The sequence below is a fragment of the Pseudomonas sp. P4_D7 genome (genome assembly GCF_056401755.1).
On record NZ_JBFUIR010000003.1, the window covers coordinates 308,194 to 332,528 of the forward strand.

19 protein-coding genes are annotated in these 24,335 nt (G+C 58.4%); 11 read left to right on the forward strand and 8 right to left on the reverse strand.

Going from position 1 to position 24,335, the window contains the following annotated elements:
* Positions 1 to 278 precede the first annotated feature (278 nt).
* Positions 279 to 1,838, forward strand: coding sequence for a TerC family protein (locus tag AC1DVF_RS04355; RefSeq protein ID WP_477782067.1), 1,560 nt, complete (start codon positions 279 to 281; stop codon positions 1,836 to 1,838).
* Between the two features lie 245 nt (positions 1,839 to 2,083).
* Here AC1DVF_RS04355 and AC1DVF_RS04360 read toward each other — a convergent pair whose 3' ends face one another.
* Positions 2,084 to 2,521, reverse strand: coding sequence for a thioredoxin family protein (locus AC1DVF_RS04360; protein ID WP_477782068.1), 438 nt, complete (start codon positions 2,519 to 2,521; stop codon positions 2,084 to 2,086).
* 83 nt (positions 2,522 to 2,604) lie between these two features.
* Positions 2,605 to 3,009 (reverse strand): hypothetical protein, encoded by a 405-nt coding sequence (locus tag AC1DVF_RS04365; RefSeq protein ID WP_477782069.1) that lies wholly within the window; start codon positions 3,007 to 3,009, stop codon positions 2,605 to 2,607.
* Positions 3,010 to 3,433: 424 nt separating this feature from the next.
* On the opposite strand from AC1DVF_RS04365, the gene AC1DVF_RS04370 reads away from it, so the two are divergent.
* The 8 genes from AC1DVF_RS04370 (at position 3,434) to AC1DVF_RS04405 (ending at position 10,182) form a co-directional block, all read left to right on the forward strand.
* Positions 3,434 to 4,282 (forward strand): transporter substrate-binding domain-containing protein, encoded by an 849-nt coding sequence (locus tag AC1DVF_RS04370; protein WP_265814311.1) that lies wholly within the window; start codon positions 3,434 to 3,436, stop codon positions 4,280 to 4,282.
* 51 nt (positions 4,283 to 4,333) lie between these two features.
* Entirely contained in the window at positions 4,334 to 4,996 is a 663-nt protein-coding gene (locus tag AC1DVF_RS04375; protein WP_003225455.1) for an amino acid ABC transporter permease, read from the forward strand.
* A gap of 9 nt (positions 4,997 to 5,005) precedes the next feature.
* A complete protein-coding gene (locus AC1DVF_RS04380) occupies positions 5,006 to 5,668 on the forward strand; it encodes an amino acid ABC transporter permease (protein ID WP_116254839.1) in 663 nt (220 codons plus the stop codon).
* A complete protein-coding gene (locus AC1DVF_RS04385) occupies positions 5,665 to 6,456 on the forward strand; it encodes an amino acid ABC transporter ATP-binding protein (protein ID WP_093430931.1) in 792 nt (263 codons plus the stop codon). Before AC1DVF_RS04380 ends, AC1DVF_RS04385 begins: the two co-directional genes overlap by 4 nt.
* Positions 6,457 to 6,486: 30 nt before the next feature.
* A complete protein-coding gene (locus AC1DVF_RS04390) occupies positions 6,487 to 6,876 on the forward strand; it encodes a RidA family protein (protein ID WP_007912330.1) in 390 nt (129 codons plus the stop codon).
* Between the two features lie 217 nt (positions 6,877 to 7,093).
* Positions 7,094 to 7,858, forward strand: a complete 765-nt coding sequence (locus AC1DVF_RS04395) for an IclR family transcriptional regulator (RefSeq protein ID WP_093430933.1) — start codon at positions 7,094 to 7,096, stop codon at positions 7,856 to 7,858.
* A 39-nt stretch (positions 7,859 to 7,897) separates the two neighbouring features.
* The gene (locus AC1DVF_RS04400) at positions 7,898 to 9,112 is read left to right on the forward strand and encodes an amino acid deaminase (RefSeq protein ID WP_477782070.1); all 1,215 of its coding nucleotides are present in this window, start codon (positions 7,898 to 7,900) and stop codon (positions 9,110 to 9,112) included.
* A 131-nt stretch (positions 9,113 to 9,243) separates the two neighbouring features.
* Positions 9,244 to 10,182, forward strand: coding sequence for a sugar kinase (locus AC1DVF_RS04405; RefSeq protein ID WP_477782071.1), 939 nt, complete (start codon positions 9,244 to 9,246; stop codon positions 10,180 to 10,182).
* A 107-nt stretch (positions 10,183 to 10,289) separates the two neighbouring features.
* On the opposite strand, the gene AC1DVF_RS04410 is transcribed toward AC1DVF_RS04405, so the two are convergent.
* Positions 10,290 to 10,565 carry a peptidylprolyl isomerase gene (locus AC1DVF_RS04410; protein WP_007912322.1) on the reverse strand — a complete coding sequence of 92 codons (276 nt, stop codon included), beginning with the start codon at positions 10,563 to 10,565 and terminating at the stop codon, positions 10,290 to 10,292.
* Positions 10,566 to 10,616: 51 nt separating this feature from the next.
* Positions 10,617 to 13,154 carry a hybrid sensor histidine kinase/response regulator gene (locus AC1DVF_RS04415; RefSeq protein ID WP_477782072.1) on the reverse strand — a complete coding sequence of 846 codons (2,538 nt, stop codon included), beginning with the start codon at positions 13,152 to 13,154 and terminating at the stop codon, positions 10,617 to 10,619.
* 113 nt (positions 13,155 to 13,267) lie between these two features.
* Between AC1DVF_RS04415 and AC1DVF_RS04420 the strand changes: the two genes are divergently transcribed.
* Both AC1DVF_RS04420 and AC1DVF_RS04425 read left to right on the forward strand, forming a co-directional pair.
* Entirely contained in the window at positions 13,268 to 14,377 is a 1,110-nt protein-coding gene (locus AC1DVF_RS04420; protein WP_477782073.1) for a PilT/PilU family type 4a pilus ATPase, read from the forward strand.
* A gap of 133 nt (positions 14,378 to 14,510) precedes the next feature.
* Positions 14,511 to 18,275: a hypothetical protein gene (locus AC1DVF_RS04425; protein ID WP_477782074.1), complete on the forward strand. Its 3,765-nt coding sequence runs from the start codon at positions 14,511 to 14,513 to the stop codon at positions 18,273 to 18,275.
* Positions 18,276 to 18,323: 48 nt separating this feature from the next.
* Here AC1DVF_RS04425 and AC1DVF_RS04430 read toward each other — a convergent pair whose 3' ends face one another.
* The 4 genes from AC1DVF_RS04430 to AC1DVF_RS04445 form a co-directional block, all read right to left on the reverse strand.
* Positions 18,324 to 20,279 (reverse strand): acetoacetate--CoA ligase, encoded by a 1,956-nt coding sequence (locus AC1DVF_RS04430; protein ID WP_477782075.1) that lies wholly within the window; start codon positions 20,277 to 20,279, stop codon positions 18,324 to 18,326.
* Positions 20,280 to 20,421: 142 nt separating this feature from the next.
* Positions 20,422 to 21,195: a 3-hydroxybutyrate dehydrogenase gene (hbdH, locus tag AC1DVF_RS04435; RefSeq protein WP_477782076.1), complete on the reverse strand. Its 774-nt coding sequence runs from the start codon at positions 21,193 to 21,195 to the stop codon at positions 20,422 to 20,424.
* A gap of 7 nt (positions 21,196 to 21,202) precedes the next feature.
* Complete coding sequence (locus AC1DVF_RS04440) at positions 21,203 to 22,594, reverse strand: GntP family permease (RefSeq protein WP_093430962.1); 1,392 nt, start codon at positions 22,592 to 22,594, stop codon at positions 21,203 to 21,205.
* A gap of 307 nt (positions 22,595 to 22,901) precedes the next feature.
* Positions 22,902 to 24,308 carry a sigma-54 interaction domain-containing protein gene (locus tag AC1DVF_RS04445; protein WP_099756428.1) on the reverse strand — a complete coding sequence of 469 codons (1,407 nt, stop codon included), beginning with the start codon at positions 24,306 to 24,308 and terminating at the stop codon, positions 22,902 to 22,904.
* Positions 24,309 to 24,335 lie beyond the last annotated feature (27 nt).

The following is a 24,335-nucleotide window of genomic DNA, read 5'->3' on the forward strand; positions in this document are numbered from 1 at the left end:
CTGGAGCGCTGTTACAAATTTAGAAATGATTTGCCGCTGTAGGAAATGTTCCCAAAGCCTGTACGCTCCAAGGCCATTTTTCATTCAGGATTTGCATGAACACCCTCTCGGAGCCTCCCAGTCGCACCTTCCCCTCGCGCCATGGCGCGGTCTTGACGCACTCGCAGCATCCCGTTTTCCGACATCCGACTATCGTTGCTAACGCGGCCCCAGAGCCTTCGCGTTGCGCTTTGCCGTGTCCGGCAGCCTGAATTCATCGAGAGAGATAGAGACGTTTTATGGAATGGTTAGCGGATCCCACGGCCTGGTTAGGCTTGTTGACTTTGATCGTGCTGGAACTGGTGCTGGGTATCGACAACCTGGTGTTCATCGCAATTCTGGCAGACAAGCTGCCACCGCATCAGCGTGACCGCGCGCGGATTATTGGCCTGTCGCTGGCGCTGATCATGCGCCTTGGCCTGTTGGCGAGTATTTCCTGGCTGGTCACCCTCACGCAGCCATTGTTCGAGGTGTTCGACAAGAGTTTCTCTGGTCGCGACCTGATCATGTTGTTCGGTGGTGTGTTCCTGCTGTTCAAAGCGACGATGGAGTTGCATGAGCGATTGGAAGGCCACGTTGGCGAACGCTCGAGCAACACCGCCTATGCGCTGTTCTGGCCGATCGTTGCGCAAATTGTGGTGCTCGACGCGGTGTTCTCGCTGGATGCGGTGATCACGGCCGTCGGCATGGTCGATGAACTGGCGGTGATGATGATCGCGGTGATCATCTCGATTGGCTTGATGATTGTCGCCAGCAAACCGCTGACGCGCTTCGTCAACGCGCACCCGACGGTGATCATGCTGTGTCTGGGCTTCCTGATGATGATTGGTTTTGCCCTGACGGCCGAAGGTCTGGGCTTCCACATTCCGAAAGGTTATCTGTACGCCGCCATTGGCTTCTCGATTCTGATCGAGGTGTTCAACCAGATCGCCCGGGCTCGGCGCAAGCGTTCGATGCAGGGTTTGCGGCCGATCCGCGAGCGCACGGCTCACGCGGTCATGCGCTTGCTGGGTGGGCGTAAACTGGCGGCGGAAGAGGTCGGCGAGGAAATTTCCGACCTGCTCGACGACGGTGACGCGCCAAGCGCGGAACTGTTCGACCGTCGCGAACGGGTGATGATCAGCGGCGTGCTGCAACTCGCCGAACGCCCGATTCGCGGGCTGATGACCGTGCGCGCCGATGTCGACACGCTTGATCTGGCCGATGATCGTGAAGCGATTCGGGCTCGCTTGATGCACTCGTCCTACTCGCGTCTGCCGTTGATTCGTAACGGTGCGGTGGATGAGCCGTTGGGCTTCGTGCACAAGAAAGAATTGCTCAAGGAGTACCTGGGCGGCGCCGAGCCGAACCTGGAACACCTGGCGCGCAAGACCATCAATTTGCTCGACAGCTATTCGATCCTCAACGCGCTGGAGCAAATGCGCGCCGCCTCGACGCACATTGCTTTTGTGGTCAACGAGTTCGGTGATTTCGTTGGTGTGTTGACCATGACCGACATCCTCGAATCGATTGCCGGTGAGTTGCCCGATGCCAGCGAAATCGAAGGCCCGGATGTGGTCGAGGAGCAGGGCGGGTTTATCGTCAGTGGTGCGTTGAACCTGTCGCGAGTGCGCCAACGCACCGGGTTTGGTGCGCAGCCGACCGAGGACTATCAGACGATGGCCGGGCTGGTCATGAGCCTTCTTGATCGTCTCCCGGTCATTGGTGATCGTCTGGAACTTGAAGGCTGGCAGATGACGGTCAAAGCGGTGGAAGAGCGGCGGGTGACGCGGGTGCTTTTGGAGCGCGCGCCAGCGTAATCCTTGAGTTCTCTACTAACTGTGCCGGCCTCTTCGCGAGCAGGCTCGCTCCCACTGGAACGCGTTTCAAATGTGGGAGCGAGCCTGCTCGCGAATGCTTGGGCTCAGGCACCGCAGTATTCACTGATGAAAAGTGTAGCGATCCTTCCCGATATGCTTTGACGCAAACAACGCCCCTTACGCCTTGAGCGCCGCCTGATTCAGCGAATCGAAATCCTCGACCCGGGTCTCACCGATACTGGTTGTCACCGGTCGAGGAATTTCCGCAGGCGAGCACGTGCAACGGTGCACAAGGTACGAAGTGTCTGACGCAGCCAAGGCAGATCATGCGTTTGTTTGCGGACGGCAACGGGTGCTTTGGTCTTGCCGACATGCTCGGCGAAATCCCGTGCGAGGGTTTCTTCGGTGCCGATGCCTTTGAGTTTTTTCACCAGTCTACCGTTCTTGTAAAACAGCACGGTGGGCGTGCCGGTGACCAGCGGATGGCGCGGGGACTCGCTGGTATTGAGCATGTAGATATTGGCGCGATATCGGTATGGCTCGGCCGTCTGGCGAAAAATCGGTCCGGCCCATTCGCAGGCGGGGCAATGTTCGTTGGCGAAATACAGGATTACCGGGCGCCAGGTTTTCAGCGTTTTTCGATAGGTGGCCGGCAAGGCTGCGAAAGGGGTTGTCGAGTTCATTGCAAACTCCCTTTTCGGAATGCAGTGGTTCACGGAAAAAGCGAGCCGTCACGAGATGAAAGCTCGCTTTCAAGTGTATTGGCTCAGAGCAACTTGGATAGCGTTAAATCGCTGAAATAAGAGCCAAGTTCATCAAACGTACCGTCATTTGACTCTGCCTTCACCGTGAATTTGAGTGTCGCAAGAGGTGCTTCGAACTCTTGGAACTTGATCGTCCAGTTCTGACCTCCAGAGACGTCAAGTTTAACCAGGTCGCCTGTCGGAAGTGGTTGCACAGTGACGCGGCCAGCATAGCCAGGCAGTGTTTTCATTCTTGCCGAGATCATGAATTTACCGCCGCCCTCGCTACCCAGGAGAACGTCCTGACTAATGGAGTCAGGAGTCGCGATTATGCAGTGACCATTCACATAACTGACGTTTGTTGGATTTGTTTCGGTCCAGTGGTCGCCTTGATTGGCGAAATCACCGTTTTTTATCAGGTTGGCCATTTCAAAAGTCCTTATTGAGATTTTGAGTTCGATTCCTGACCCGTTCGGTCCAAACCAGTAGGCCTATCAATTCACCGGTCAACAACTGTCAACTCTGACAGGTCAAGCCGCAAATCCGATGAACGGTCACCCGTGCTCAGTCCATTTTTCAAGTCCGATTCATTGCTCTATGTGTGCATCAATGGGTCGCGCACATGCCCTTGAATGTGACGTTACTTCCCAATTGGTTGCCCTCAGTAGCGACGGTCAAACTTGTACTGGCAATAGTCGGGTGTAGATATGCGGGCTAACTTGTTGAACCGATTAATGTTTCCGAGGACCTGGGTTTTATTGCCAAAGCTATGGCACACTTTCTGCTGTCTATTCCGTAGTAACAAACCGTGTTCCGGTATAGCGGAATAAACACCATCCTGGAGTGCTTGCCATGCATCGCCGTCCTTCGTTGTTCAAAGCGTGTGTTTTTGTTCTTGCGGCTTCGTCCGCTGTCATGGGTATGGCCCAGGCAGCCGACAGCAAGCTCGACAGTGTTCTGGCCCGTGGCAAGTTGATCGTGGGCACTGGCAGCACCAATGCGCCGTGGCACTTTCAGGGCGCGGACGGCAAGTTGCAGGGGTTTGATATCGACATCGCCAGGATGGTGGCCAAAGGTCTGTTCAACGACCCGAGCAAGGTCGAATTCGTCGTGCAGTCGTCCGATGCGCGGATTCCCAATCTGCTCACCGACAAGGTCGACATGAGTTGCCAGTTCATCACCGTCACCGCCAGCCGTGCGCAGCAGGTGGCGTTCACCCTGCCGTACTACCGCGAAGGCGTCGGCCTGCTGCTGCCGAACAACAGCAAGTACAAGGAAATCGAAGACCTGCAAGCCGCCGGCGACAGCGTCACCGTGGCCGTGCTGCAAAACGTCTACGCCGAAGAGCTGGTGCATCAAGCATTGCCAAAAGCCAAGGTCGATCAGTACGACAGCGTCGACCTGATGTACCAGGCCGTGAACTCCGGCCGCGCCGATGCCGCCGCCACTGACCAGTCTTCGGTCAAATACCTGATGGTGCAGAACCCAGGTCGCTACCGCAGCCCGACCTATGCGTGGAGCCCCCAGACTTACGCGTGCGCAGTCAAACGCGGCGATCAGGATTGGCTGAACTTCGTCAACACCGCACTGCATGAAGCGATGACCGGCGTTGAATTCCCGACTTATGCGGCGTCGTTCAAACAATGGTTCGGCGTTGACCTGCCGTCGCCTGCGATCGGTTTCCCAGTCGAATTCAAATGATCCCGTGAGAGTGGGGCGATTAAAGTCGCCCCGCTCAAGGTACTGCTGACCATGAACTATCAGTTGAACTTTGCCGCCGTGTGGCGCGATTTCGACACCTTGCTGGCGGGGCTCGGTCTGGGCCTTGAACTGGCCTTGGTGTCGATCGCCATCGGCTGCGTGATCGGCCTGCTGATGGCGTTCGCCTTGCTCTCGAAGCATCGCGCCTTGCGCGTGCTGGCCTCGGTGTACGTCACGGTGGTGCGTAACACGCCGATTCTGGTGTTGATTCTGTTGATCTACTTTGCGTTGCCGAGTCTCGGGATTCGTCTGGACAAGATCCCGTCGTTCATCATCACGCTGTCGTTGTATGCCGGGGCGTACCTGACCGAAGTGTTCCGTGGCGGTTTGCTGAGTATCCCCAAAGGCCAGCGCGAGGCCGGACTGGCCATTGGTCTCGGCGAGTGGCAGGTCAAGGCCTACGTCACCGTGCCGGTAATGCTGCGCAATGTGCTGCCGGCGCTGTCGAACAATTTCATTTCGCTGTTCAAGGACACCTCGCTGGCCGCCGCAATTGCGGTGCCGGAGCTGACCTATTACGCGCGCAAGATCAACGTCGAAAGCTACCGGGTAATCGAAACCTGGCTGGTGACCACGGCGCTGTATGTCGCGGCCTGTTACCTCATTGCCATGTTGCTGCGTTACCTGGAGCAGCGTCTGGCGATCCGCCGATAGGAGGCTGCGATGTACGAATCTCCCAGTTGGTTACATGAATTGTGGCTCGCGCGTGAGCCGTTGTGGCAGGGTTTTCTGACCAGCGTGCAAGTGTCGGCGCTGGCGATTCTGCTCGGCACGATGCTCGGCGTGATCACCGGTCTGGTGCTGACCTACGGCAAATTCTGGATGCGCGCGCCGTTTCGTTTTTACGTCGACCTGATTCGTGGCACACCGGTGTTTGTGCTGGTGCTGGCCTGCTTCTACATGGCGCCGGCACTCGGTTGGCAGATCAGCGCATTTCAGGCCGGGGCCTTGGGCCTGACGCTGTTTTGCGGTTCCCACGTCGCCGAGATTGTTCGCGGTGCATTGCAAGCCTTGCCGCGCGGGCAGATGGAAGCGAGCAAGGCCATCGGCCTGACGTTCTACCAATCGCTCGGCTACGTGCTATTGCCTCAGGCGCTGCGGCAGATCCTGCCGACCTGGGTCAACTCGTCCACGGAAATCGTCAAGGCGTCGACCTTGCTCTCGGTGATCGGCGTCGCCGAATTGCTCCTCAGCACGCAACAGATCATCGCCCGGAACTTCATGACCCTGGAGTTCTACCTGTTCGCCGGTTTTCTGTTCTTCGTCATCAACTACGGCATCGAATTACTCGGCCGGCACATTGAAAAGCGGGTGGCCTTGCCATGACTCAAGCTCAAGTTTCCCCACAGAATCAGGCGTTGCTGGACATCCGTGGCCTGCACAAACAGTACGGTGCAGTCGAAGTGCTCAAAGGTGTCGATCTGAGCATGCAGCGCGGCAACGTGGTCACGCTGATCGGCTCCAGCGGCTCGGGTAAAACCACGCTGCTGCGTTGCGTGAACATGCTCGAAGAATTCCAGGGTGGGCAGATCCTGCTCGACGGTGAATCCATCGGCTATGACGAGGTCAACGGCAAGCGTGTGCGGCATGCGGAAAAACTCATCGCCCGCCATCGTGCGATGACCGGCATGGCGTTCCAGCAATTCAACCTGTTCCCGCATCTGACCGCATTGCAGAACGTCACCCTGGGCCTGCTCAAGGTGAAGAAAATGCATAAGGATGAAGCCGTGGCGCTCGCCGAAAAATGGCTGGAGCGCGTCGGTTTGCTGGAGCGGCGCAATCACTTTCCCGGTCAGTTGTCCGGCGGTCAGCAACAGCGCGTGGCGATTGCCCGGGCGATTGCGATGAACCCGAGCCTGATGCTCTTCGATGAGGTCACGTCGGCACTCGACCCGGAGCTGGTCGGCGAAGTGCTCAACGTGATCAAGGGCCTGGCCGAAGACGGCATGACCATGTTGCTGGTGACCCACGAGATGCGTTTTGCCTTTGAGGTCTCGGACAAGATCGTTTTCATGAATCAGGGGCGGATCGAAGAGCAGGGGCCTCCCAAGGAACTGTTCGAACGTCCGCAATCGCCGCGTCTGGCTGAGTTTCTGAAAAATACGCGGTTTTAATCTTACGTTTTCACATCAGGAGAAACACCCATGAGCATTACGCGTTACGGCACCGGCAGCACCGCCGCTGGCGGCCAGCCACGTCCCTTCGCTCGCGCCGTTGAAGCGGATGGCTGGCTGCATGTGTCCGGCCAGGTGCCGGCGGTGGATGGCGAAATCATTGTTGGCGGCATCGTCGAGCAGACCCACCAGACCATGAAGAACCTGATCGCGATTCTCGAAGAGGCCGGGTATGGCCTCGAAGACGTGGTGCGTGCCGGCGTGTGGCTGGATGATCCGCGGGATTTCAGCAGTTTTAACAAGGTTTTTGGCGAGTACTTCAAGCCTGAGCACGCCCCGGCGCGGGCCTGCGTGCAGGCGAGCATGATGGTGGATTGCAAGGTCGAGATCGATTGCATCGCCTACAAGAAGAAGGCTTGAACATTGCTGCGTTGCTTAGGCCGCAGCCCCTCACCCTCTCCCAAGGGAGAGGGGACTGATCTGTATCGATGCGGATTTTGCGTATGACGCTTTCATTTACATCGATACGGTCAGGCTCTTTCTCTCTGGGAGAGGGCGGGGGGTGAGGGCAGCAATCCAACTGACACAACACCAAGGGCCAGTTACCATCCGGCGACTTTGAATGGGAACCACTGAAATGACCGAAGACACCATCAAACGCCGGGCTCGCGGTCTGGACCGGGCGTTCGATATTCTCGATTTCCTCAAGGAGATCGGCCAGCCGCTGCGCCCCAACGACATCGCCAACGGCATCGGCAGCCCGAAATCCACGGTCTACGAACTGGTTGCATCGTTGCTGGAGCGGCGGATTCTGGAACCGGTGGGCAAGGACGGTCATGTCTACCTTGGTCGGCAGCTGTACTTCCTCGGTCAGGCGCATTTGCGTCATTTCGACCTCAGCCGCGAGGCTGATCATGCCTTGCAGGAAATCGTCAGCCAGACCCGTGAAACCGCGCAGATGTGCCTGCTCAACGGGCGTAAATACACCGTGGCACTGATGAAGGAGGGCGAGCGGCATTTCCGCATTTCCTCCGACATCGGTGAAAACGCGCCCATCCCGTGGACCGCTTCCGGGCGCCTGCTGCTTGCGCATTTAAGCGATCAACAGATCATCGACCTGATCGACGAAAACGACTTCATCCTGCCCGACGGCGAGCGCCTGCCGCTGGAGCGTTTTCTGGCGGAAATCCGTCAGGCCGGCATCGATGGTTTCTTCTCCTTCGACAGTGTTGCCGACACCTTTACCCATTGCTTCGCCGCGCCGGTCAAAGACGCGCAAGGCGTGGCCATTTGCACCTTGTGCATCGTCGCGCCACGGGCCGATGCGAAAAACAATTACAACGACTATCGCCGGGTGCTGATCGAGAGCGCCAACAGCCTCGCCCGGCGCATCAACGAATAACCGCGGCTGGCTGCAGCCGCGAATGTGAGGAGTTCGACCATGACCACTGCCATCAATACTGCTGGAGAAAAGGGCGACGCTGCCATCGGCGCGCACCTGGTACGTGACGTCAGCCTGCCGGCGCTGGTGCTGCATCGCGCAGCGCTGGAGCACAACATCCACTGGATGCAGAAATTCGTCAGCGACAGCGGCGCGGAACTGGCGCCCCACGGCAAAACCAGCATGACCCCGGCACTGTTCAAGCGTCAGCTCGACGCCGGCGCGTGGGGCATCACCCTCGCCAGCGCGACCCAGACCCGGGCGGCTTATGCCCATGGCGTGCGTCGGGTGCTGATGGCCAACCAATTGGTCGGCACGCCGAACATGGCATTGATCGCCGATTTGCTTGCCGATCCGTCGTTCGATTTCTATTGCATGGTCGATCACCCGGACAACGTCGCTGATCTCGGCGCGTACTTCGCCTCGCGCGGGGTGAGGCTCAACGTGATGATCGAGTACGGCGTGGTCGGCGGGCGTTGCGGTTGCCGCAGCGAGCAGGAAGTCATTGAGCTGGCCAAGGCGATCAGCGCGCAACCGGCGCTGGCCCTGACCGGCATCGAAGGTTACGAAGGGGTGATCCACGGCGATCACGCCGTCAGCGGCATTCGTGAATTTGCCGCGTCGCTGGTGCGCCTTGCGGTGCAGTTGCAGGACAGCGGCGCATTCGCCATCGGCAAGCCGATCATCACCGCCTCGGGTTCGGCCTGGTATGACCTGATTGCCGAGTCGTTCGAAGCGCAAAACGCCGCTGGGCGTTTCCTCAGCGTGTTGCGTCCGGGCAGCTACGTGGCGCACGACCATGGCATCTACAAAGAGGCGCAGTGCTGCGTGCTCGACCGCCGTAGTGACCTGCACGAAGGTTTGCGTCCGGCGCTGGAAGTCTGGGCGCACGTGCAGTCGCTGCCCGAGCCGGGTTTTGCGGTGATCGCACTGGGCAAGCGTGATGTTGCGTTCGATGCCGGTTTGCCGGTGCCGTTGCTGCGTTACAAGGCGGGTGTGGTGCCGGCGCTGGGCGAGGATATCGGTGCGTGCAAGGTCACGGCGGTGATGGATCAGCATGCGTTCATGACGCTGGCGCCGGGCGTTGAGTTGCGCGTGGGCGACATCATTTCCTTTGGTACGTCGCACCCGTGCCTGACGTTCGACAAGTGGCGTGTGGGGTTGTTGGTGGATGAGCAGTTGTCGGTGATCGAGCGCATGGAGACCTGTTTCTAAGACTTGAAACCGAGTCGCGGCCATTCGCGAGCAAGCTCGCTCCCACAGGGGAATGCATTCCAAGTGTGGGAGCGAGCCTGCTCGCGAAGGCGCCAGTCCAGACACCACCGATCAACCAGAGACAGCACAAGATGAACACCCTCAGCCCCTTGGGCCCGAACATTCCACGCATCGCCCTGATCGGCGAATGCATGATCGAACTGCAGCAACGCGCCGACGGTAGCCTGCAACAAAGCTTCGGTGGCGACACCCTGAACACCGCGGTGTATCTGTCCCGCGCCATGGGCGACAAGGCGCAGGTCGATTACGTCACCGCACTGGGCGATGACAGCTTCAGCGATGCCATGTGCCGGATCTGGACCAGCGAAGGCATCGGCCTGGATCTGGTGCAGCTTCTGCCGGGGCGTTTACCGGGCCTGTATTGCATCCAGACCGATGCCAGCGGCGAGCGGCGTTTTCTCTACTGGCGCAACGAAGCGGCAGTTCGCGACTGTTTCACCACCCCGGCCGCCGCGCCGATTCTGGCGGCGTTGCCGGATTACGATGTGCTGTATTTCAGCGGCATTACCCTGGCTGTGCTCGGTGCGTTGGGCCGGGAAAAACTTATCCAGACTTTGATCGAAGCGCGGCAGCGGGATGCGCGCATCGTCTTCGATAACAATTACCGGCCACGCCTGTGGGCCTCGGTCGAAGACGCGCGGGCGGCTTATCGCAACGTGTTGCCGTACGTTGATCTGGCGTTGCTGACGGTGGATGACGAACAGGCGCTGTTTGGTTTCGCTGATTGCGAAGCGGTGTTTGCTGCTTACGCGCAGTTCGGCACGCTGGAAGTGGTGCTCAAGCGTGGCGCCGAAGCTTGTTTGATTCAGTGTGATGGTGAAGCGTTCGAAGTGCCGGCGCAGAAGGTCGAGAAAGTGGTGGACACCACGGCGGCGGGGGATTCGTTCAGTGCGGCGTATCTGGCCAGTCGATTGCTGGGCGGAAGTCCGGCGGAGGCTGCCGAGGCCGGCCACTTGCTGGCCAGCAAGGTGATTCAGGTGCCGGGGGCATTGATTCCGAAACAGGCTTGAATGGCCGCTTGCTGCGCAATCGGTTCGCGAGCAGGCTCGCTCCCACAAGGGAATGCATTCCAAATGTGGGAGCGAGCCTGCTCGCGAAGAGGCCCTGGAGCCAAGCACTAATCGCGGTAAAACACCTGCACCAGGTGATACCCGAACTTGCTCTTGATCGGCCCATGCACGGTGCGCAGCGGCTTTTTGAAAATCACCGCATCAATCGCCCCGACCATCTGCCCCGGCCGCACTTCACCCAGATCACCGCCGCGCTTGCCGGACGGGCAGGTCGAGAATTTCTTCGCCAGCACATCGAACGCTTCACCCTTGGCGATGCGTTGTTTGAGCTGTTCGGCCTCTTCGGCGGTTTTCACCAGAATGTGGCGGGCTTGGGCTTTCATCGTGCGATACCTGATAACGGGGTGACGGCGGGGCGCGGATTATGCCTCAAGTCACGGGGTTTGGCTGATCATCGTGCGGATCTTGCTGGCCAGCAGCTCAATGGCAAAGGGTTTGGCAACCATGTCCATGCCATCCTCAAGAAATCCCTGACGCTCGGCGGCTTTCTGCGCATAACCGGTCATGAACAACACTTTGAGGCCCGGCCGATGCTGGCGGGCGATCTCCGCCAGTTGCCTGCCGTTCATGCCCGGCAGGCCGACGTCGGTGACCAGCAGATCGACGCGTAGATCGGACTCCAGCAGGGGCAGGGCGGTCTTGGCATCTTCCGCTTCGTGGGCCTGATAACCCAACTCCCGGAGCAGATCGAGCACCAGCATGCGCACCGCCGGGTCGTCCTCAACCACCATCACGGTTTCACCGGTCGCCGTCGCCGACGGTTGTTCAACGGCGACGATGGCCGGCCGTTCCGGTTCGACGCCATACAAGCGCGGCAGGTACAAGCGCACGCAAGTACCCTGGCCCGGCAGGCTGTCGAGGCTGACATGACCACCCGACTGCTGGGCAAACCCATAAATCATCGACAGCCCCAGCCCGGTGCCCTGGCCGATGGGCTTGGTGGTGAAGAATGGATCGAAGGCCTTGGAACGCACCGAGGGCGTCATGCCGGTGCCGTTGTCGCTGACCGCCAGCATCAGGTAATCGCCGGCCTTGACCGGTTCGAGCGTGGTGATGTCGCTGCCGTCGAGGTAGACGTTGGCCGTTTCGATCACCAGTTCACCGCCCTCGGGCATCGCATCACGGGCATTGATGACCAGGTTGAGCAAGGCGTTTTCCAGCTGACTGACGTCGGTGCTGACCGGCCACACGTTCTCGGCCAGACGCAGGGTGAGTTCGATCGGATCGCCCTTGGTACGGCGGATCAGATCTTCCAGCGAATGCACCAGTTCATTGGCATCGAGGGTTTTGCGATCCAGCGACTGGCGCCGCGAGAACGCCAGCAATCGATGGGTCAGCGCTGCCGCACGGTTGGCCGATGACACGGCGGCTTCGGTAAAACGGCCAATTTCGTCAGCCCGGCCGTTGGCGATGTAGCGCTGCATCAAATCGAGGCTGCCGATGATCCCGGTGAGCATGTTGTTGAAGTCGTGGGCGATACCGCCGGTGAGCTGGCCGACAGCCTCCATCTTCTGCGCGTGGCGCAAGGCATCTTCGGCGCGCTCGCGTTCGAACATCTCGTTCTGCAAACGCTGGTTGGCCTGGGCCAATTGCTCGGTGCGGGCGCTGACCCGCTCTTCGAGGGTTTCGTTGAGATTGCGCAAGGCTTCTTCGGTTTTCTTGCGCTCGGTCTCGTCGATCACAAAGATATAGAAGCCGTTGACGGCGCCGTCCGCCCCGTAACGTGGCAGGTAATTCATCAGCGCGTGACGACTGCTGCCATCGCGATGCGGGGTGTACAGGCTGAACGAACACGGTCTGCCGGCCAGCGCCTCGGCAATGTAAGGCAGGCGCAGGAAATACGCCTCTTCACCGATGACTTCGCGAATCGTGCGTCCGTAAAGCTCCTGCGGTGTTAGCCCGTACCAGTCCAGATAGGCCGCGTTGTTCAGGCGGAAGCGTTCTTCACGGTCGACATAACTGATCAGGATCGGCATGGCGTTGATGATCAACTGCAGTTCGGTCTGGCTCTGGCGCAACGCCTGTTCGGTGTGTTTGCGCTCGGTCAGGTCCAGCGCCGCACCGAGAAATCGCACGGGCCGGCCGTGATGATCCTTGTAGCAGCGCCCGCGAGCGAATACCCAGCGCACCTCGCCATCGGCTTGCAGCAAGCGATATTCCTCAGCGTATTCGGTGCCGTAGGTGATGCAGTGTTTGATGCTGCGCGCGACCATTGCGCGGTCTTCAGGGTGCACGCCTTGCAGGTAATCGCTGATCGGCAATCGACCGGACAGGCCGGGATCAACGCCATGCAGTTGGGCGAAATGCGCGTCAGCGATAAAGCGGTCTTCGCCGATGTCCCAATCCCAGGTGCCGACGGCATCGGTCGCGGCCAAGGCCAGTTGCAGACGCTCCTCGGTTTCGCGTTGCGCCTTGAGGCTTTCTTCGGAGCGTCGTTGCAGTTCCAGCGCGATGCGGCGGCGTTCGTTGGTTTCGATGGCGGTGACCAGGATGCCGGCCACTTGCGCGGTTTCATCACGGATCGGGCTGTAGGTCAGATCCAGCCAGAAGTCGGATTCTCTGCCGTCTCGTTGCAGGGTGAAGCGTCTTTCGCTGTAGGTGCGAACCTGGCCCTGTAGGACGGCGCTGTAAATAGGGTCGGTAAAGTCGCGAAGTTCCGGCCAGATCTGGTGCGCAGGCTGTCCGAAAGCGTGCGGATGCTTGTGACCGGCAAGCAGGGCGAAACCGTTGTTGTAGATCTGCGTGAGCTGCGGCCCCCACAACAACAGCATCGGCATCGGCGAGTGAATCACGATGTCCACCGCGGTGCGCAGGCTCTGCGGCCAGTTGCCGGCAGCGCCCAGGGGGCTGCGGCTCCAGTCGGTACGGGCGATCAGTGCCTGTGCGTCATCGGTGTTCGGTACAGCATTCATTACATCAATCCTGAGCGTGGTTCGTTGAGGCGACGTCTATCATTGTTGCAGTTGATCTGCGCCAGGCGCAGGCCGTTGTCTGTTCATTGAATGCTTCGCGGGTGCTTTTTGCCATGGAAATCGATGCACTGTTGTCAATTTTGTCCAATAAAAACGGTTCGGACCTGTTCCTCTCCACGGGAGCACCGCCCAGTGCGCGCATTGACGGCGTGCTCACAGTGTTGAGCGAACGCCCGTTCAAGAACGGTGAAACCGCCGCCATCGGCGCCTCCCTGATGGACGCCGAGCAACGACGGGAGTTCGACCGGGATCTGGAAATGAACCTGGCGATTTCGCGAGCGGGCATCGGGCGTTTTCGCGTCAATATCTTCAAGCAGCGCAACGATGTATCGATCGTCATACGCAATGTCAAACTCGACATTCCGCGTTTTGCCGATCTGAAATTGCCGGCAGTACTGCTCGACACCGTCATGCTCAAGCAGGGGTTGATCCTCTTTGTCGGGGCCACCGATTCGGGCAAGTCGACCTCGCTGGCCGCGCTGATCGACCACCGCAACCGCCATAGCAGCGGGCACATCATCACCATCGAGGACCCGATCGAGTACATCCATCGCCACCAGCGCTCGATCATCAATCAACGGGAAGTCGGGGTCGATACACGCAGCTTCCACGCGGCCCTGAAAAACACCCTGCGCCAGGCACCGGACGTGGTGCTGATCGGCGAAATCCGTGACCGCGAAACCATGGAACATGCCTTGGCGTTTGCCGATACCGGGCATCTCGTGCTCTCGACGTTACACGCGCACAACGCCAATCAGGCACTGGATCGGATTATCAATATGTTCCCGGAAGAACGGCGACCGCAGTTGTTGCATACGCTGGGAAACAACCTGAAAGCATTTATCTCGCAACGCTTAGTGCGCACCGTCGATGGGCAACGCAGGGCGGCTGTCGAGGTGCTGTTGGGCACGCCAACCATTGCAGATCTGGTTCGGCGCGGACAGTTCGAGGAGCTGAAACCGATAATGGAAAAATCCCCCGAACTGGGTATGCAGACATTTGATGCGGCGCTGTACGCATTAGTCGCTGAAGGTGCAATCAGTGCACAGGAAGCTTTAAAGAATGCAGATTCGGTGAATAATCTGAAGTTACGGATGAAACTTTCTGAAGAGGCAAATGCTGGTAACGATACAGCGTCCGAAGAATGGGGTTTGATCGATTAATATTTTCTTGATTGTTTGTGTGTGGGTGCCCGGAAACAGTTATTCATGTTTTTTAGATGGATTGGTCGTATCAAAGAAAGTAGAACGTCATCGCGCTGAAGTTGTCAGCTAATTAACTTGATGAGGTTCTAATATGAATGATAAGACCCGGAATAAAACCTTCTGGTCTACGCCTGTTGCTCTTTCCGAATGGAAGAACAGGGATGAAGCCGATGCCGTTGAGCGTCAATTGGTTTTGGCTCAACTAGAGGGGGCGTTAAGCCAATACACAGATGATCAAAAGATCAATTGGTATGGGCATGAAGTAGAGTTGCAAACCGGATCGTCGTTGTTCGAGATCTATAATCCCGGCAGTCTTTTGCTTAATCAGTTGCTTGCTACCGGCCCGGTATTCGGTGCGATTGCCAGGGAAGGCGCAAGCGATCATGACGGACTTCTGCGTGTTACGCCCGACGGCAAGATGGAAGTCCGTGCGGTCAGGGGGTGGGTGGATCTGGTCGCGGCGCGGCACTTTGAATACAGTGTTCCGACACAATCTGCACTGACGTTGATTTCGGATATAGCAAAAGTGGCCGGTGGTTATATATGGCCTGATAACGCTATAACCCTCGATCAATGGTTCCGCTTTCATGACATAAACTTGCCCGACAACAAGGCAAAGGTCAGGAATTTGATCGATTTATTCGAGTTTGATCCGCCAGTGCCAGAGCCGGGCAACTACTGGGAGCATTTTCAAACCGAAGATCCGGCATTGGTCGTATTAAGCGAGGAACAGTTTTCAGCTATTCGTAATGCGACTGCCAAGTTGATGCCCAACAGAAAACTTCTCACGGCCCTCTACAATGTTACCGGTCGCGCCGCCGTCACACATGAACGTGCGGCTCAACGGGTCATTGAACTCGTCAATCATCCGATTGCTCTGAATCTCGCCGGTGACTACCTGAAAGAACTGGGCTGGTTCGGTGTGAACGAGGGACAGCAGGCTTCCGATGACATTCTCCGGCAATTGCTGATGACGGCGATATTGCTCGACCTTGATCCATCGATTGGTCACGGCATACAACGTAATCGCGTGGTCGGACTTGATCTGTATGCGCCGAAAAATGTTGATCGTCACCCCTCGGTCATACTTGAGGCGCTGACGGCTGTGCTGCGAACCCGACAATGGGTTGAGGCTGGTCTGGAGCCGTTGGTTGCCCACTTGCTGTTGGCACGCAATGCACCCGAGTTTCTGGTCAGGGAAATTCCCTCGTCGGTTACCTTGGGTTCGATTGGATGGATCAATTTCTGTCGCGCCGTCATGCTGGTCGAGACACTGAAAACCGGTGCGACGCGTGGCATGACCTATGCGCAGGTCATGGCGTATGGCGAACTTGAACCGGTCAGTGAGTCGCAGAAACACAAGCGTGACCTGGCCATGATTGACCCGATCGTCGATTGGGCATTGATCAACCAGATTGTGACCGTCGCTGAACTCGAGCAGGCCGAGCAAACCACTACCCGACGTGCAATTGATGCATTCGAGCGCCACTCGGAAACGTTCGCTCAAATCGCCAAGGCATTTTCGACGCCGTTACCCGACAGAGCGAAGATTGCCCGATCCGCTTTGCAAATCGCCGCGCCTGGTTGCGACAGCCTGGACGAAAAAGCACTGTCCGAGAAAGGCGGACAGCAAGTCATGTCGATGGTCGACTTGCATCAATCAGGTGATCTGGTCACTGGCCAGTGGGATAGACGTACCTTGCGCCTGGTCACTAACGGTGTCCTCAGGCCGGCCATCAACTACAACCCGTCCGGTGTCAGCCTTTACGCGCGTTACCCGAACTTGTTGAAGCTAGGATCCTGTGACGAGGAGATGGATCGTCAGCTGGCTGTGCATTTCGATGATTTGAACAGCGCCATGTTGTCTAGCGTGAAACTGGCTTTGGCGCAGATGCCAGAGGCGGATTTGCACGTCTTCATGAATGCCGATATTCACTTCCTGACCGTACGCGAGTCCGCTATTTATTCTAAATCGCGCGGCCTGGGCGGACCCCTGAAAATTGATCTTGACCAGGAAACAATGCAAAGCAGAGATGCCGCCACGGGACGTTTTGGCATTGTGATGTATGCGTCTCACGAGAATGCGGACATCTGCTACGAACTGTTCACATCGCGCGCCGAGACTCGAAAAAATGACGCCTTGGCGGCTTTCATCAAGCGAGAGCGAAAACTGCGACAACGTTCAAGAATGAGTGCCAGTGCGGATCTAACGTTTCCACTGAGCATCACCGCGACGCAACTCCTGCCGCTCGATGTAAAACGCTATACCCATGCGGCTGCCGAGGACTCTTCGATCACCAGCAGCATGGCCATTATCGATAATTTTGGCCTGCTGAACGCACCGCGAGCACCTTCGACGCCAAAGCCGGGGTTCTATCAAAAATTCAACGACCCGAATATCGAACGTATCGCCACGTTTCTGGTTAAAAATCGACCTTATCTGAACAAGAACGAGCTGAGAGAACTGGTACGCGTACCGACTCCGCTTGAACTTTCCAGGGAGGAGGGCGAACGATTGCTGACTTATTTCATCGACCTGGTGGTGCCTTTCAAAAAGTGCATCGAGGATATTGCCTCGGGTGAACATGACAAGGTCGTCGACGGAGTTTACGGATGTCTGATGGATGGCATCGGCCTGGTGGGCACGGTGACAGGAGCCACCTCCAAAGTCTTGAGCATTTCGGCGAAGGCTATTTCAACCACATCCAGGGCGGCGCGTTTTACCCGATTGGCATTCACCTCGGCCGTTTCCCTTTTCAACCCGCTGGATGGGGTGCCCTCTGGCATTCAGTCGGGCGGAAAACTGGTGAACAAGGGCTTGTTGCGTTGTAGCAAAAACAGCCATGAACTGGTTGCCAGGGCCAACAGCCAATTGCACAAACTCAGTGGTCGTCGGCAGTCCTATGATTTGCTCGGTGCGTCGCAAAGTACCCATTTGGGGTTGGGTCACTGGCAACCTCGCGGCACGCCTGGCAGCGTTGTTGTTCTGGCGGCCCGCAGTGGCAACCAATGGTACGCCTTGAACCGCCGTGGCAAGTTGTGGGGTCAACCGCTGAGCGGCTTCGCCTATCAAACGCCCTTGCAGTTGCCGTATTCGACCAAGACACTTCCCGCGAGCTACACGCGCAACTTCATCGAAACAAGTCTGCCTCGCGCTCGGGCGAAGATTGACAACGCTATTGCTGTGATCAGCCGACATGAATTCAAGCGAGACGGCGATCTGTTGATGAAGGCATTGTTCGGTAACACGTCGCAGGTAGCGACTGATCGACTGGTGAATTATCTGCGCTTGATTCGCTTTGATTTCGCTGGCTTCTCGGTGAGCAACACGCTTCTCGATGCAGTGAAGCATAACGAGACACTCGCCTCTTTTGATGTGAACAACTACAAGCGATGGAAAAGTGCCAGCTCCAACGACGCATCGGGTATTGCGTTTATCGAGATTTATACTCAAAACCTGAACAAACACTTCGTCAATCTGGGCTTCAACCATGACGTGGTGGCCGATGACCTGATCCATGAACTGTTCCATGGCAGTGCGCAGACCGTGGATGTCGGCTACGCCACGGACACAGAGCATGCAAGCCACAGCGGGCAGCGACTGGATGTAGCGCAGTTGCTGAATCTTGCGTCCGGCAACCTCCCTGTCGCGGACTCGATCGCTGGCAATCATGCGGTATCCAAGGCCTTTGAGAATGCCGACTCGCTGGCAATTGCCACTTCGTTACTGAGTCAAATGGCTACGGACAAAACGACATTCGACCGCAACATGACGATCATTCGCAGGGCACTCGATGCCAGTGGCGGTAGAGCGATTGGTCAGCCGGTTGTGATTACGCTGAACAAACCCCGCTGACGCCAGGCACCGTCGCCAACGCTTGCCGTAAGCGTATCAGCGCCGGGTTCAAATGCTCAGTTCCAGCCGATCCCGAAACTGCTCCAGCGCTTCGGGATTGGCTAACGCATCAGTGTTTTTCACCGGCCTGCCGTGCACCACCTCGCGCACGGCAAGTTCGACAATCTTGCCGCTGATGGTGCGCGGAATGTCCGTCACCGCAACGATCTTCGCCGGTACATGCCTTGGGGTGGTATTGGCGCGGATCTCCTGACGAATGCGTTGCTCCAATGCGTCATCCAGAGCCAGCCCTTCGCGCAACTTCACAAACAGCACAACCCGCACGTCATCCTGCCACTGCTGACCGATAGCGACGCTGTCCAGCACTTCGCTGACTTTCTCGACCTGCCGATAGATCTCCGCTGTGCCAATGCGCACGCCACCCGGGTTGAGCACTGCGTCAGAGCGACCATGGATCAGCATCCCGCCGTGAGGCCGTTGCTCGGCGTAATCGCCCTGTGCCCAGACCCCGGGAAACAGGCTGAAATACGATTGCCGCAATTTTGCGCCGTCCGGGTCATTCCACAGGCCAATCGGCATGGCCGGGAAATGCCGGGTGCAGACCAGTTCACCTTTTTCACCAAGCACCGGTTGGCCGGCGTCATTCCAGACTTCGACCGCCATGCCCAGGCTCTTGCCCATGATCTCGCCGCGCCGCACCGAGGACAGCGGATTGGCGTTGACGAAGCACGAAACAATATCAGTGCCGCCCGACATCGACGCCAGGCATACATCCGCTTTCAAGTCGCGATAGACGAAGTCATAGCTTTGCGGCGATAACGCTGAGCCCGTGCACAGCAGCGTCTTCAGGCTGCTCAGATCATGACTTTCCCGGGGCTTGGCGCCGCTGCTTTCCAGGGTGGCGAGAAACTTGGGGCTGGTGCCGAACACACTGATGCGCTCGTCGTCGATCAAGTCGAGCAAACGCTGGTTGTCCGGGTGAAACGGCGAGCCGTCGTACAGCACCACGGCGCTGCCGACCGCGAGCGCCGAGACCAGCCAGTTCCACATCATCCAGCCGCAGGTGGTGTAGTAGAAAAGTCGATCGCCGGGGCCGAGATCGCAATGCAGGCCGTGTTCCTTGACATGTTGCAGCAACACGCCGCCGGTGCTGTGAACGATACATTTCGGCACGCCGGTGGTGCCGCTGGAATACAGCACGTACAGCGGATGATGGAACGGCACCGGGACAAAGTCCGGTTCGCCACCGACCTGATAAAAGTCATCCCACAAAGTCACTTCGGCGGGAGTCTTGTATGCCTCGACACGGGCCTGCGGCTGGGCGTAAGGCACGATGATCAACTGCCTCAGGGTTGGCAGTTGCTCGAGTATTCCGTTGATTTTGTCGGTCTGCTCGATGACTTTGCCGGCATAGCGATAACCGGCGCAGGTGAGCAGCACCTTGGGTTCGATCTGGCCGAAGCGATCGATCACCCCATGGGTGCCGAAATCCGGCGAGGAGCACGACCAGATGGCACCGAGGCTGGTGGTGGCGAGCATCGCCACCAGGGTCTGCCAGGTATTGGGCATGCAGGCGGCGACGCGATCGCCAAGACCAACACCGGCGGCGCGCAAACCGGCTTGAAATCCGGCGACATGCTCGGCGAGTTCGGCCCAGGTCAACTGCTCGCGTTGACCGTTTTCCGCCACGCTGATCACCGCCACGGCATCGTCACGCCGCCGCAGCAGGTGTTCGGCGAAGTTCAGCGTGGCGCCTGGAAACCACTCGGCGTCGGGCATCTTTGAGCCTTCGCGCAGCACGGCATCGGGTTGCGTGTGGAAGCGGATATCGAAGAAATCGACAATCGCCTGCCAGAATTCCGCGCGCTGCTCGACGCTCCATTGGTGCAGGGCAGGGTAATCGTCGACTTTCAGTGAATGGCGTTGATTGACCGCACGACGGAAGGTGTCCATGCGCGACTGGGCGATACGGTTGGCGTCGGGTTGCCAGAGGATGTCGGACATTGTTTGCCTCTTGTTTTATTCATGCACAAAGCTTGGGCGGTTCACCTATCCCCGGTAGGAGTGAGCCTGCTCGCGATAGCGGTGTGCCAGAACCGTAAAAGTTAACTATCGCGAGCAGGCTCACTCCTACAGGGACGCAGCATTACTGCGCCAACCACCCACCATCAATATTCCACGCCGCGCCGCGCACCTGGCTGCCAGCCTCGCTGCACAAAAACAACACCAGTTCGCCCAGATGCTGCGGCGTCACGAATTCCAGCGATGGTTGCTTCTCGGCCAGCAAATCATGCTGCGCCTGCTGCGGATCGACCCCCTTGGCCGCACGGTCGTCGATCTGCTTCTGTACCAGTGGCGTGAGCACCCAGCCCGGGCAGATCGCGTTGCAGGTGACATTGCTGGTCGCGGTTTCCAGGCCGACCACTTTGGTCAAGCCGATCACACCGTGCTTGGCGGCGACATACGCCGCTTTGCCGGTCGAACCGACCTGGCCATGCACGGAGGCGATATTGATGATCCGCCCCCAGCCTTTGGCGCGCATTCCCGGCAAGCTCAAACGCGTGCTGTGAAACACCGAGGACAGGTTGATGGCAATGATCGAGTCCCAGCGCTCGACGGGAAAATCCTCCACGGCGGCGACGTGTTGGATGCCGGCGTTGTTGATCAGAATGTCGACACCGCCGAATTCGCGCTCGGCGTAATTGATCATGTCGGCGATCTGCGCCGGATCACTGACATCGGCCGGATGATGGCCGACCTTGCCGCCGAACCGGGCGACTTCGGCGATGACTTTCGACGCATCGCCAAAACCATTGAGAATCAGATTCGCGCCAGCCTTGGCCAGGCTCAGTGCGATGCCCAGACCAATGCCGCTGGTGGAACCAGTCACCAGCGCGGTCTTGCCGGAAAGAGTCGTCATGAATACCTCACACAATGCCAGTGGCGTAGAAAGTGCCGATCACTACGAAAACCGCCAGGGTCTTGATCAGCGTAATACAGAAAATGTCTTTGTAGGCTTCGCGGTGGGTCAGGCCCGTCACCGCGAGCAAGGTGATGACCGCGCCGTTGTGCGGCAGGGTGTCCATGCCGCCACTGGCCATCGCGGCGACGCGGTGCAGCACTTCCAGCGGAATATTCGCGGCGTGGGCTGCACTGATGAACTGCTCGGACATCGCCGCCAGCGCAATGCTCATGCCGCCGGAAGCGGAACCGGTGATACCGGCCAAAAGGGTCACGGTGATGGCTTCGTTAACCAGCGGATTGGGAATCTGCTTGAGCCAGTCCGCCAGCACCAAAAAGCCTGGCAGCGACGCGATCACCGCGCCGAAGCCATACTCCGAGGCGGTGTTCATCGCCGCCAGTAACGCGCCGCTTACGGCACTTTTGCTGCCTTCGGCGAGCTTGCTGCGAATCGCCTGAAAGCCAAACGCCAGCACCATCAGAATGCCGACCAGCAAAGCCGCCTGCACGGCCCAGATCGCCGTCAGTTTGGCGATCTCGGTGGTCACCGGAGCCGCCATGCCCGGCAGCGCGAGACTGTGGGTCTTGCCGTACCACTGCGGAATCCATTGGGTGAACAGCAGGTTCATGATGCCCACCGCCAGCAATGGCGACAGGGCAAGCCATGGGTTTGGCAGTTTCAGATCTTCAGCGGTTTCCGGCTCGTTGCGCAATTCAGTGCCGTAGCCTTCGCCAGCACGTTGCGCCTTGTTGCGTTGCCGCTGCAAAAACAGCATGCCGGTGCAGAACACGAAAATCGTGCCGATCACCCCCAGCCACGGCGCCGCCCATGCGGTGGTGTTGAAAAAGGTGCTGGGGATGATGTTCTGGATCTGCGGCGTGCCCGGCAGGGCGTCCATGGTGAACGAGAAAGCGCCGAGAGCGATGGTGGCCGGGATCAGCCGCTTGGGGATATTGCTCTGGCGGAACATCTCGGCAGCAAACGGATAGACCGCGAAGACCACCACGAACAGCGACACGCCGCCGTAAGTAAGCAGAGCGCAGACCAGCACGATCACCAGCATCGCTTGCTTGGTGCCGAGCAAGCGAATGGCCGCCGCGACAATCGAACGGGAGAAGCCCGACAGTTCGATCAACTTGCCGAACACGGCGCCGAGCAGGAATACAGGGAAATACAGTTTGATGAAGCCGACCATTTTCTCCATGAACACCCCGGTGAACGCAGGGGCGACGGCGGAAGGGTCGGTGAGCAGAACTGCGCCGAGGGCGGCAATCGGGGCGAAGAGGATAACGCTGTAGCCACGGTAGGCGGCCAGCATTAGCAGCGCCAGGGCTGCCAAGGCAATGATCACACTCATGGTGTGTCTCTCCAGAATTGTTATTTTTGTGGGTAGAACGGGTGTGGGAGAGGTGTTAGCGAGATCTGTGCCAGATACGTAAGCAATTGAAATATATGAAGTTAATCTGAGTGATTGAGTGGCGAATGAGTTGTTTGTCTCTGTTTTGAGATAGTGTTGATCGATTTGGCGTCATCGCGAGCAGGCTCACTCCTACAGGGGGGATGTGTACACCGGTAAAACTGTAGGAGTGAGCCTGCTCGCGATGAGTGCGAAGCACTCCTTTGTGCATATCTACATATAGAGATTAACGTCTCTATATAGAGATTCAGGCTATTCCCAACGCCACCATTTTCTTGTACAACGTCGACCGCCCAAGCCCCAGTCGAGCCGCCGCTTCCGGCACGTTTCCCGCGCATTGCACAAGGGTCGACTGAATCAGTTGCCGGTCGAAACGCGCCCGCGCCTCGGTGAAGGTCTCAGACACCGACGCTTCAGCCATTGGCGTCAGCGCACGCTCGACCGGCGTCAACGTGCCAATCGCCGCACGAATATCCTGCTCGGTCAGCATCAAGTCATCACTGAGCAACGCCGCTCGCTCCAGCACATTGCGCAGTTCGCGAATGTTCCCCGGCCACGCGTGCTGTCCGAGCAATGCCAGCGCATCACCGTGCAGTTCATGCTGGCTGCGCAGTTCTTCAAGAATGGCTTCGCTGAGCGCTGGCAGGTCATCAAGACGTTCACGTAGCGCCGGCACTTGAATCGGCAACACATTGAGGCGGTAGTACAAGTCGGCGCGGAACTCACCGCGTTTGATCGCCGCTTGCAGATCGGTCGAAGTCGCGGCAATCACCCGAACGTCACTCTGAATCACGTCGTTGGAACCGACCGGCTCGAACTCCTTTTCCTGCAGCACACGCAGCAGTTTGCTCTGCAAGGGCAGCGGCATGTCACCAATCTCGTCGAGAAACAACGTGCCGCCCTGAGCGATCTGCAACTTGCCGGTGCGACCCTTGCGGTCGGCGCCGGTGAACGCGCCCGGTGCCGTGCCGAAAAATTCCGCCTCCAGCAGTGCCTCGGGAATTGCCGCGCTGTTGATGCTGACGAATGCTTTGTGCGCCCGTGGCGAAGCGCTGTGAATCGCTTGGGCCAGCAGCTCTTTGCCGGTGCCGGTTTCACCGAGCAGCAACACCGGTGACTCGGCGCTGGCACTGCGCCGGGCGCGGCGTTTGACTTCAAGACTGGCGGCGCTGGTGCCGATGAAATGGGCGAAGTTGTATTTGGTCTGACGGGCGCGCAGCAGAGAACGGGTCGAGGCCAGTTCTTCCTGCATGCTCAAGTAGCGTTTGAGCATCGGCGACAACGTGCGCAACTCGTCGAACAGGGCAAAACCGATCGCGCCGATCACCGTGCCGGCGTCATCGTGGATCGGCAGGCGCATCACCACCAAAGGCTCCTTCGGCGTGTCCTGCATGTCCAGAAGAATAGGGCGACCGGTGCGCACGACTTCCCGCAACAGGCTGCCGGGAATCACGCTTTCACAGGGTTTGCCGATCGCGCCTGCAGCCGATTCAAGACCGAAACGCCGAGCGTAGCGCTCGTTCATCCAGACGATGTTGGCATCGCGATCGACAATCACCGTGCCTTCGCTGGACTGCTCGATGATCTCGAACAGCGAACGGATTGCCAGGGTGCGCACCCGTTGGTAGTCCTTGAGGCTTTCGGTGGTGTTCATGGAGGCTGATCCTGATTGTATGTTGCC

Coding starts and splice junctions, on each gene's coding strand:
- AC1DVF_RS04415 (WP_477782072.1), bottom strand. CDS start 13,154: ATGAATGCTGTACCGAACACCGATGACGCACAGGCACTGATCGCCCGT.
- AC1DVF_RS04445 (WP_099756428.1), bottom strand. CDS start 24,308: ATGAACACCACCGAAAGCCTCAAGGACTACCAACGGGTGCGCACCCTG.
- AC1DVF_RS04375 (WP_003225455.1), top strand. CDS start 4,334: ATGAACTATCAGTTGAACTTTGCCGCCGTGTGGCGCGATTTCGACACC.
- AC1DVF_RS04440 (WP_093430962.1), bottom strand. CDS start 22,594: ATGAGTGTGATCATTGCCTTGGCAGCCCTGGCGCTGCTAATGCTGGCC.
- AC1DVF_RS04425 (WP_477782074.1), top strand. CDS start 14,511: ATGAATGATAAGACCCGGAATAAAACCTTCTGGTCTACGCCTGTTGCT.
- AC1DVF_RS04380 (WP_116254839.1), top strand. CDS start 5,006: ATGTACGAATCTCCCAGTTGGTTACATGAATTGTGGCTCGCGCGTGAG.
- AC1DVF_RS04360 (WP_477782068.1), bottom strand. CDS start 2,521: ATGAACTCGACAACCCCTTTCGCAGCCTTGCCGGCCACCTATCGAAAA.
- AC1DVF_RS04430 (WP_477782075.1), bottom strand. CDS start 20,279: ATGTCCGACATCCTCTGGCAACCCGACGCCAACCGTATCGCCCAGTCG.
- AC1DVF_RS04365 (WP_477782069.1), bottom strand. CDS start 3,009: ATGGCCAACCTGATAAAAAACGGTGATTTCGCCAATCAAGGCGACCAC.
- AC1DVF_RS04405 (WP_477782071.1), top strand. CDS start 9,244: ATGAACACCCTCAGCCCCTTGGGCCCGAACATTCCACGCATCGCCCTG.
- AC1DVF_RS04355 (WP_477782067.1), top strand. CDS start 279: ATGGAATGGTTAGCGGATCCCACGGCCTGGTTAGGCTTGTTGACTTTG.
- AC1DVF_RS04400 (WP_477782070.1), top strand. CDS start 7,898: ATGACCACTGCCATCAATACTGCTGGAGAAAAGGGCGACGCTGCCATC.
- AC1DVF_RS04395 (WP_093430933.1), top strand. CDS start 7,094: ATGACCGAAGACACCATCAAACGCCGGGCTCGCGGTCTGGACCGGGCG.
- AC1DVF_RS04410 (WP_007912322.1), bottom strand. CDS start 10,565: ATGAAAGCCCAAGCCCGCCACATTCTGGTGAAAACCGCCGAAGAGGCC.
- AC1DVF_RS04370 (WP_265814311.1), top strand. CDS start 3,434: ATGCATCGCCGTCCTTCGTTGTTCAAAGCGTGTGTTTTTGTTCTTGCG.
- AC1DVF_RS04390 (WP_007912330.1), top strand. CDS start 6,487: ATGAGCATTACGCGTTACGGCACCGGCAGCACCGCCGCTGGCGGCCAG.
- hbdH (WP_477782076.1), bottom strand. CDS start 21,195: ATGACGACTCTTTCCGGCAAGACCGCGCTGGTGACTGGTTCCACCAGC.
- AC1DVF_RS04420 (WP_477782073.1), top strand. CDS start 13,268: ATGGAAATCGATGCACTGTTGTCAATTTTGTCCAATAAAAACGGTTCG.
- AC1DVF_RS04385 (WP_093430931.1), top strand. CDS start 5,665: ATGACTCAAGCTCAAGTTTCCCCACAGAATCAGGCGTTGCTGGACATC.